The organism is Brevibacterium sp. SIMBA_078 (assembly GCF_046534565.1).
GTDB lineage: Bacteria > Actinomycetota > Actinomycetes > Actinomycetales > Brevibacteriaceae > Brevibacterium.
In genome coordinates, this window is sequence record NZ_JAWRYQ010000388.1 from 1 (window position 1) to 254 (window position 254).

At 42.1% G+C, this 254-nt stretch carries 1 pseudogene; it reads left to right on the forward strand.

The features are described from left to right. Positions 1 to 254, forward strand: a pseudogene (locus SB749_RS20135) (DNA topoisomerase III); the annotation flags it as partial.

The following is a 254-nucleotide window of genomic DNA, read 5'->3' on the forward strand; positions in this document are numbered from 1 at the left end:
GATGAAGTTATAGAACAAGCAAAAATCAGCCAAGCAAAAAAACAAAATATTCAGCGTTTATTGATCAGTGACTTAAACTTAACGGCAGTTAAAAAGTCACTAAATAGTATGCGTGCTAACCGTGACTTTATTCCTTTGAGCGTTTCTGCTCTGGCGCGGTCTCGTGCTGATTGGTTGTTTGGCATGAACTTGACGCGTGCATACACATTAGCGGGGCAAAAAGCGGGATTTGGTAATGTATTGTCGGTTGGGCG